The sequence below is a fragment of the Kitasatospora sp. NPDC023385 genome, from assembly GCF_055664045.1.
Map to the genome: position 1 here is coordinate 329,059 of NZ_JBVOOL010000007.1, position 8,181 is coordinate 337,239.

Consider the following 8,181-nt stretch of genomic DNA (forward strand, 5'->3'; position numbering starts at 1 on the left):
GTCCGGCATCCGTCCGTCGTCCGCCCTCGTCCGTCCCCTTCCGCCCGTCATCCGGAAGGCCGCCGGGACCGGTCGCACGCGCGACCGGTTTCCGCCCCTCGACCTGCGGGAACTGTCCGCCTCAAAGGCCTTCGCTCCCTAGGATGGACGTGTGGACAGCTGGATCTGGTGGCTCCTGGCCGCCGCAGGGCTCGGCATACCGCTGGTGCTCACCGCGATGCCGGAGTTCGCCATGTTCGCGGTCGGAGCGCTGGCGGCCGCGGGCGTGGCCGGGCTGGGCGGGGGAGTGGTCCTGGAGACCGTGACCTTCCTCGTCGTCTCGGTCGCGCTGGTGATCTTCGTCCGCCCCATCGCCTACCGGCAGCTCCAGAAGGGCCCTCAGGTCAGGATGGGCATCGAGGCGCTGCAGGGCGCCACCGCGGTCGTCGCGGAAACCGTCGACGGGGAGGGCGGGCGGATCAAGCTGAACGGCGAGATCTGGTCGGCCCGCGCGCTCCACCCGGACCAGGTGTACGGACCCGGGCAGCAGGTCGACGTCGTCGAAATCCAGGGCGCCACCGCCCTGGTCATCTAGGGGAGAGTCCGTGGAACCCGTCCTTATCGTGCTGGTCGTCCTGGTCGTGGTGGCCTTCATCGCGCTGATCAAGACGATCCAGGTCATCCCGCAGGCCAGCGCGGCGATCGTGGAGCGCTTCGGCCGCTACACCCGGACGCTCAACGCGGGGCTGAACATCGTCGTCCCGTTCATCGACCGCGTCCGCAACCGGATCGACCTGCGCGAACAGGTCGTGCCGTTCCCGCCGCAGCCGGTGATCACCCAGGACAACCTGGTGGTCAACATCGACACCGTCATCTACTACCAGGTGACCGACCCGCGCGCGGCCACGTACGAGGTCGCCAGCTACATCCAGGCGATCGAGCAGCTGACCGTCACCACGCTGCGCAACATCATCGGCTCGATGGACCTTGAGTCGACCCTGACCTCGCGCGAGGTCATCAACGCCGGCCTGCGCGGCGTCCTGGACGAGGCCACCGGCAAGTGGGGCATCCGGGTCAACCGCGTCGAGCTGAAGGCGATCGAGCCGCCGACCTCCATCCAGGACTCGATGGAGAAGCAGATGCGCGCCGACCGTGACAAGCGCGCCGCGATCCTCACCGCCGAGGGCCAGCGCCAGGCCCAGATCCTCAAGGCCGAGGGTGAGAAGCAGGCCGACGTGCTCAGGGCCGAGGGTGAGGCCCAGGCCGCGGTCCTGCGCGCCGACGGTGAGGCGGCCGCGATCCGGACGGTCTTCGAGGCCATCCACGACGGCGACGCCGACCAGAAGCTGCTCGCCTACCAGTACCTGCAGACCCTGCCCGAGCTGGCCAAGGGCGACTCCAACAAGCTCTGGATCATCCCCAGCGAGGTCGGCGACGCGCTCAAGGGCCTCGGCGGCGCCTTCGGTGGCCTGACCGGCAACGGCGGCGGAGCCAACGGCGGTGCGGTCGCGGCGCCCACCGCCCCCAAGGCGGCCCCGGCCACCCAGGTGCCGATCGACCCGGCCGCCGGGCCGCGGCCGGTCGACACCGACAAGGGCGCCGCCCGCCCCCGGGTGGACCCGACCCGGGAGTACCCCAAGATCGACCCGGAGTGAGCGGCTGAGCCGTTGCTCGCCGAGGGCCCGCCACCGTACGCGTTCCGTACGGCGGCGGGCCCTCGGGCGTTCGCGGGGCGTTTCGGGGAGCTGTTTCGGGGAGCTGTCTAGCGGGGCGAGCCGGGGGTTGCTTCGCCAGTTGGGAGGGGCTGCGCGGGGGCGCGGTGCCGCTCCGCGGCGATGTGGCGTACGTCCCGAATGCTGGGCGGCCCTGGTCCGGCGGGAGGGCGGTCCGGCATGATCCCCTCGGACAGGACCGAGACGAGAGGTGACCCATGACGCTCTGGGAGGCGATCGCCGTCCTGGTGGCCGGAGTCGGTGCCGGGATGATCAATGTGATCGTCGGCTCCGGGACCTTGATCACCTTCCCGGTCCTGCTCGCCATCGGCATCCCGCCGGTCACCGCCAACGTCTCCAACACCTTCGGTCTGGTACCCGGTTCACTCAGCGGCGTGATCGGCTACCGCCGCGAACTGGCCGACCAGGGCCGCCGGGTGCTGCGCCTGGGCACCGCCTCGCTGCTCGGCGGGCTGGTCGGCGCGCTGCTGCTGATCAAGCTGCCGAGCGGAGCCTTCGACGCGATCGTCCCGGCGCTGATCCTGCTCGCGCTCGTCCTGGTGGTGATCCAGCCCCGGGTGGCCAAGGCCGTCGCCGCCCGCCGCCGACCCGGCGGCGACCCGGACGGCAGCGCCGTTCTGCTGGCCGGGGTCTTCCTCACCGGCATCTACGGCGGCTACTTCGGCGCCGCGCAGGGCGTCCTGCTGATGGCGCTGATGGGCATGCTGCTGCAGGAGGACCTGCAGCGGATCAACGCGGTGAAGAACGCCCTCGCGATGATCGTCAACGCCGTCGCCGCGCTGTTCTTCCTGTTCACGTCGACCGTGAACTGGGCGGCGGCCGGGCTGATCGCGGTCGGCTCGCTGGTCGGCGGCCTGATCGGCGCCAAGGTCGGCCGCCGCCTCCCGCCGATGGCGCTGCGCGGCGTGATCGTGGTGGTCGGCCTTGCCGCAGTCACCAAGCTGCTGGTGGGTTGAACGACCGTCGTAACGTCTGGATATCCGAGGAGATCGCCGTGGCCCTGGAGATGCGTGAGACCTGCGAGCGCTGCGCGGTGTCGCTGACCGCCGACGGCCCCGCCTCGATATGTTCCTTCGAGTGCACCTTCTGCCCGGACTGCACCGAGGCCATGGCCGCCGCCTGCCCCAACTGCGGCGGCGAACTGGTGGTCCGTCCGCGGCGGAAGGCCGCCTGACACCGGCACCCCGGATCACCCCGGATCACCTCGGGGACTTCGGGCCACGCCGGGTACTCCCGGGACTCCGGGACACTGACGACTGACGACGCACCAGGAGCACAGAGATGGGCAGCAGGGCACGGCTGAGCGAGGACGAGATCACGGCGGCCCTGGCGGCGCTGCCGCAATGGACCCGGGAAGGCGACAGCATCGCCCGCGGCGCGGACGCCCCGGACTTCCCGGCGGCGATCCGGGTGGTCGTCGCCGTCGCCGAGCAGGCCGAGGCACTCGACCACCACCCCGACATCGACATCCGCTGGCGCACCCTGCGCTTCGTCCTGTCCACCCACAGCGCCGGCGGCCTCACCGGACTGGACTTCACCCTGGCCGCCCGCGTCGACGAGGCCCTGCGCGCCGAGTCCGCGGCCTGACCACCGCCGCCTGACGCCCGTCGGGCTGCGCGCCAAGGCGTCCGTCGAGGGCCCGGGTCGCCCCTGCGGGCGGGCGTGAGATGCTGACTGCCGCATCGGCAGGCAGGCGGGGCTCAGGAGGGACGCAACGGATGGCGCAGGAGCCCTTCGGAGACGCCCACGCCCCGCACCCGTGGCACCCCCAGGGCCAGCCGGAGTGGCCGGCGGCCGGGTACGACGGGCAGCAGCCGCAGGAGCAGACGTACTGGCAGCAGCAGGCGGGTCACGGCCCGGCCGGGTACGGAGAGCAGCCGTCGTACCCGTACGACCAGGCGGGATACGACCAGAGCGCCGGCTACGGGTACGGGTACGGGCACGGGCAGACGGGGTACGTCGAGGGCGGCTACGTCCAGGGGCCGTACGGCGGGCAGGAGCAGTACCAGCCGTACCCGGAGCAACAGCAGTACCCGCAGTACCCGCAGTACCCCGACCCCGCGCAGCAGCAGTACGTGCCGTACGCCGCCCCGCACCAGCCCGGCGGGGAGGGGCTGTACGTCCCGGCGGGGGCGGAGTACTCGGCGGACGGCTACGTGCACATCGAGGAGGCGGAGCCGGAGTCGGTGCCGCCCGGTCCGGAGACGACTCCTGAGGAGACTCCGAACCAGGCCCCGGAGCCTGCGGCCGGGCGCGCTGCCGCGCGGTCCCGGAGCGCCGCCCGCCGGCGTGGTGACGGGGCTTCCGGTTCCGCCTCCGACTCCGGTTCCGACCCTGCCTCAGGCTCAGGCTCAGGTTCGGGCTCGGTTTCCGGTTCCGGCTCCTCGCTCACGGCCAAGGCCCGGAAGGCCGCCGACGCCGTGCTGACGGGAGAGCACGTCCCCAGCCGGAAAGCCCTGCTGGTGCGGGCCGGCGCCGGGGTGGCCGCGCTGGGGGTGCTGGTGGTGGCCGGGCTGATGGTCGGCGCCGAGGGCGGCGGCAGCGCGGCGGCGAACAGCGGCGGCGAGCCGGGGTTCGCGGTGGCGCACAGCCGGGTGTGGTCCGCGCAGCCCGCCGCGGCCGGACAGCCCGCGGGCGACGACACGCTGGTCGGCAGCTGGCTGCTTGCGGACGCGGTGGTCCGGGCCGACGGCTCCGGGGTGCACGCGTACGACCGCAGCGGCGGCAAGCCGACCTGGTCGGTGGAGCCGCCGGCCGCCGGGGCCGTGCCGTGCGGGCTCTCGGCGGGCGTGAACCAGGCGGGCCTGGGCGCGGTGCTGTTCCGTCCGCAGGCGGATCCGAAGGCCCCCTGCGCGCTGGTCGCGGCCGTGGACACCAAATCCGGCAAGACCGCCTGGACCAAGACCGTCTCGGACGCCAAGGGCGCCTACTCGGCGCGGGTCGGCGTCACCGAGGACAAGGTGATCGCGATCGGCGACGACCGCGCGGTGGCCTGGGAGTCGGCCGAGGGCAAGGACGTCTGGCAGTACACCGGCCAGGGCAAGTTCTGCACCCTGTCCGGCGGCGTCAGCGGCAAGACGGTGCTCGTCGCGTCCTCCTGCGCCGACTCGACGCCCGCCGACCAGGCTGTCGCGCTGAACACCGCGGACGGCAAGGTCAGCTGGTGGCGGGGGCTGAACAACCAGCCGAAGACGGTGACCGTGCTGTCCGCCGAACCGGCCGTGGTCCTCACCACCGGCGACAAGCCGGAGAACGACCGGGTGTTCGCCTGGGGCGCCGCCGGCGACCCGGCCGCCGAGATCCCGGTGGTCACGGACGGCGGCCGGCTGGACGTCTCCCGCGGCACGTTCGCGGCGACCCCCGAGGTGTTCTTCGAAGGCCGCACGATGGTCACCACCCTCACCTCGGCGACCGGCGGCGGGCCGGTGGCCGCGGTCGGCTACGACCTGGACACCGGCAAGCAGCGCTGGAAGACGCCGACCGCCGGCAAGGGCACCGTCCGGGCGGTCGGCATCGACGGCGGCTCGCTGGTCCTCGCCGCCGACGAACGCCGCGACCAGCCCGCCCGCCTCAGCCGGTTCCCGCTGGCGGGCGGCCCCGAGGTGACCGGCGGCAACTTCCCGCCCGGCACCGGCTCGCTGCTGGTCTCCGGGCGGGTGCTGATCGGCGGCGGCCAGGTGGTCGCGGTGCCCGAGCACTCGGCGCACTACGGCACGGCGGCCGGGTACCGGGCGCAGGGCTGAAGCCGGCTCCGCGGGGTTGAGTCCGGCTCCGCAGGACTCCGCAGGGCTCAGTCCGGTTCCGCGCGCGGCTACGCGGCGGACACGGGAACGGCCGGTACCGGCGGCAGCCAGTCGGCGAGCTCCCGCGCCTCCGAGCCGCGCAGGCCGAGCGCCAGCATCAGGCTCGCCTGCGGGGTCGGCACGAACGGGCGGCGCAGCAGTTTCATCCCGGCCTGCTCCGGTGTCCGGTCCGCCTTGCGCTGGTTGTCCTCGGCGCACGCGGCCACGGTGTTCAGCCAACTGTCCGCGCCACCACGCGACTTGGGGTGCAGGTGGTCAACCGTGGTGGCCCGGCGCCCGCAGTACGCGCACAGGTGCTGGTCCCTGGCCAGGACACCCCGCCGTGACCACGGCGCCTGTTGTCGGAACGGCACCCGTACGTACCGTTGCAGTCTGATCACCCGCGGCACCGGCACGGCGACGCCCGTCCCCCGGATCGAGCGCAACGGATGCGCCTGCTCCACCACCGCCTTGTCCTGGAGCACCAGGACGACGGCACGCTGGAGCGACACCGTCGTCAGGGGCTCGTAGCTCGCGTTCAGAACCAGCGTGTTGCGCACTCGGCACACCCTTCCCACGGGCGTGCCCCGGCGGCACGACCGTCTCCACACACGTCACTGCCGCCGCACGGCGGTGACACCACTGTGAATGGGCCCACGGCCGACGAACAACGGAATTTCCGGTATCGGGGAGACGCCCGGGAGAATGCGCGGCCGGGCCCGGCAGGGCGCCTCGGGGAAAACTCGCTGGCCGGGACCGCGTAGGCTCTAACAGGCTGGAGTCGTCCCGACCCCGGGGCCCGACCGAATCGGGCCGGCACCGGGCGGGCGCCCGATAGGAGGAGAAGCGTGACCGTGACGGACATCGTCGACGAGCTGCGGTGGCGTGGGCTGATCGCCCTGTCCACCGACGAGGACGCACTGCGCAAGGCGTTCGCGGACGGCCCGGTCACGTTCTATTGCGGCTTCGACCCGACGGCCGCCAGCCTGCACCTCGGCAACCTGGTGCAGATCCTCACCATGCGCCGCATCCAGCAGGCGGGGAACCTCCCGCTCGGCCTGGTCGGCGGCGCCACCGGCCTGATCGGCGACCCGAAGCCCACCGCAGAGCGCGTCCTCAACGACCCCGAGACGGTGGCCGGCTGGGTCGAGCGCCTGAGGAATCAGATCTCCCGGTTCCTCGACTTCGAGGGTCCGTACGCGGCGCGCATGGTCAACAACCTGGACTGGACGTCGGGGATGTCGGCGATCAGCCTGCTGCGCGACGTCGGCAAGTACTTCCGGGTCAACAACATGATCGCCAAGGAGGCCGTCGCCCGACGGCTCAACTCCGACGCGGGCATCAGCTACACCGAGTTCAGCTACCAGATCCTCCAGGGCATGGACTACCTGGAACTCAACCGCCGCTACGGCTGCAGCCTGCAGACCGGTGGCAGCGACCAGTGGGGCAACCTGACCGCCGGCACGGACCTGATCCGCAAGGCCGACGGGAAGTCCGTCCACGCGCTGGCCACGCCGCTGATCGTCAAGGCCGACGGCACCAAGTTCGGCAAGACCGAGTCCGGCACGGTCTGGCTCGACCCCGAGCTGACCACCCCGTACGCCTTCTACCAGTTCTGGCTGAACGCGGACGACCGGGACGTCTCCAACTTCCTGCGGATCTTCAGCTTCCGCTCGAAGGAGGAGATCGAGGAACTGGAGCGCGAGACCACCGAGCGCCCCGCCGCCCGCCTCGCCCAGCGCGCCCTAGCCGAGGAGCTCACCACCCTCGTCCACGGCGCAGAGCAGTACGAGCGCGCGGTCGCCGCGTCCAAGGCGCTGTTCGGGCAGGGCGACCTCGCCGACCTGGAGGCGCCGACCCTGGCCGCCGCCCTGGCCGAGGTCCCGAAGGCCGAGGTGTCCGAACTCCTGCCGGTGGTTGACCTGTTGGTCGCCGTCGGCCTGGCTCCGAGCCGCTCGGCCGCCCGCCGGACGATCAAGGAGGGCGGTGCCTACCTCAACAACGTCAAGGTGGCGGACGAGGAGGCGGTGCCGACCGAGGCCGACCTGCTGCACGGCCGCTGGCTCGTCCTGCGGCGCGGCAAGCGGAACCTGGCGGCGGCCGAGCTGGTCTCGGCCGGCTGACCTGCCTGGCTGAAAGCACACCCGCTCTGAGCTGCGACTTTGAGTGCCGAGGGCCGGATCTGGACAGATCCGGCCCTCGGCGTTTGACGATGTCGTCCAGGTGGCCTAGTGTTGAACGAGTCGCTGAAGCGGCCACCCTCTGAGCTAGACCCACCCTCCCACTCCGAAGCCCATTCACTTGGGTCCACTGGCGTTTTCGTCAGCCGGGTGTGAGCGTGAATTTCGATTAACTCTCGGAATGCGCTAGCGTAGTGGACGTCGCAAAAACGACCCCGACCAGTTCGGGAAAATCGGATGAATGAAACTCCGGAAAACGGAGCGGAAAGCATCTGATAAGCTGGGAACACGAAAGAACGAAGCCCGGAGGGTCCGCTGGAAGGCGGTCCGAAGGAAGCTTCCGTTCCTTGAGAACTCAACAGCGTGCCAAAAGTCAACGCCAGATATGTTGACATCCCCGGCCTCGATCGCTTGATCGGGGTTGGAGATTCCTTTTGAAGTAAAACACTAGCGAGGACGCAGTGCGCGGGGCCGCCTTATTCCGGGGGTTGCCGTGCCGCTCGATGC

Annotated in this window: 8 protein-coding genes; 7 read left to right on the forward strand and 1 reads right to left on the reverse strand. The window is 71.4% G+C overall.

Translation table 11 applies throughout. From position 1 onward, the window contains the following. Positions 1-151 precede the first annotated feature (151 nt). The 6 genes from AC0B61_RS14760 (at position 152) to AC0B61_RS14785 (ending at position 5,455) form a co-directional block, all read left to right on the forward strand. Entirely contained in the window at positions 152-574 is a 423-nt protein-coding gene (locus AC0B61_RS14760; RefSeq protein WP_471741030.1) for an NfeD family protein, read from the forward strand. Positions 575-584: 10 nt separating this feature from the next. Next, positions 585-1,634 carry an SPFH domain-containing protein gene (locus tag AC0B61_RS14765; RefSeq protein WP_471741031.1) on the forward strand — a complete coding sequence of 350 codons (1,050 nt, stop codon included), beginning with the start codon at positions 585-587 and terminating at the stop codon, positions 1,632-1,634. A 275-nt stretch (positions 1,635-1,909) separates the two neighbouring features. Next, positions 1,910-2,668 (forward strand): sulfite exporter TauE/SafE family protein, encoded by a 759-nt coding sequence (locus AC0B61_RS14770; protein WP_471741032.1) that lies wholly within the window; start codon positions 1,910-1,912, stop codon positions 2,666-2,668. A gap of 38 nt (positions 2,669-2,706) precedes the next feature. After that, positions 2,707-2,886 (forward strand): DUF1272 domain-containing protein, encoded by a 180-nt coding sequence (locus AC0B61_RS14775; protein ID WP_471741033.1) that lies wholly within the window; start codon positions 2,707-2,709, stop codon positions 2,884-2,886. A 107-nt stretch (positions 2,887-2,993) separates the two neighbouring features. After that, on the forward strand, positions 2,994-3,299 hold the full coding sequence (locus tag AC0B61_RS14780; protein WP_471741034.1) for a 4a-hydroxytetrahydrobiopterin dehydratase: 306 nt from the start codon (positions 2,994-2,996) through the stop codon (positions 3,297-3,299). Positions 3,300-3,430: 131 nt separating this feature from the next. Further along, positions 3,431-5,455, forward strand: coding sequence for an outer membrane protein assembly factor BamB family protein (locus AC0B61_RS14785; protein WP_471741035.1), 2,025 nt, complete (start codon positions 3,431-3,433; stop codon positions 5,453-5,455). 68 nt (positions 5,456-5,523) lie between these two features. Here the strand turns inward: AC0B61_RS14785 and AC0B61_RS14790 are convergent, their stop codons facing one another. Beyond that, positions 5,524-6,054, reverse strand: a complete 531-nt coding sequence (locus AC0B61_RS14790) for an HNH endonuclease (RefSeq protein WP_471741036.1) — start codon at positions 6,052-6,054, stop codon at positions 5,524-5,526. A 294-nt stretch (positions 6,055-6,348) separates the two neighbouring features. Here AC0B61_RS14790 and tyrS point away from each other — a divergent pair, with 294 nt between their 5' ends. Then, positions 6,349-7,617, forward strand: coding sequence for a tyrosine--tRNA ligase (tyrS, locus tag AC0B61_RS14795; RefSeq protein ID WP_471741054.1), 1,269 nt, complete (start codon positions 6,349-6,351; stop codon positions 7,615-7,617). The last annotated feature ends 564 nt before the right edge of the window (positions 7,618-8,181 follow it).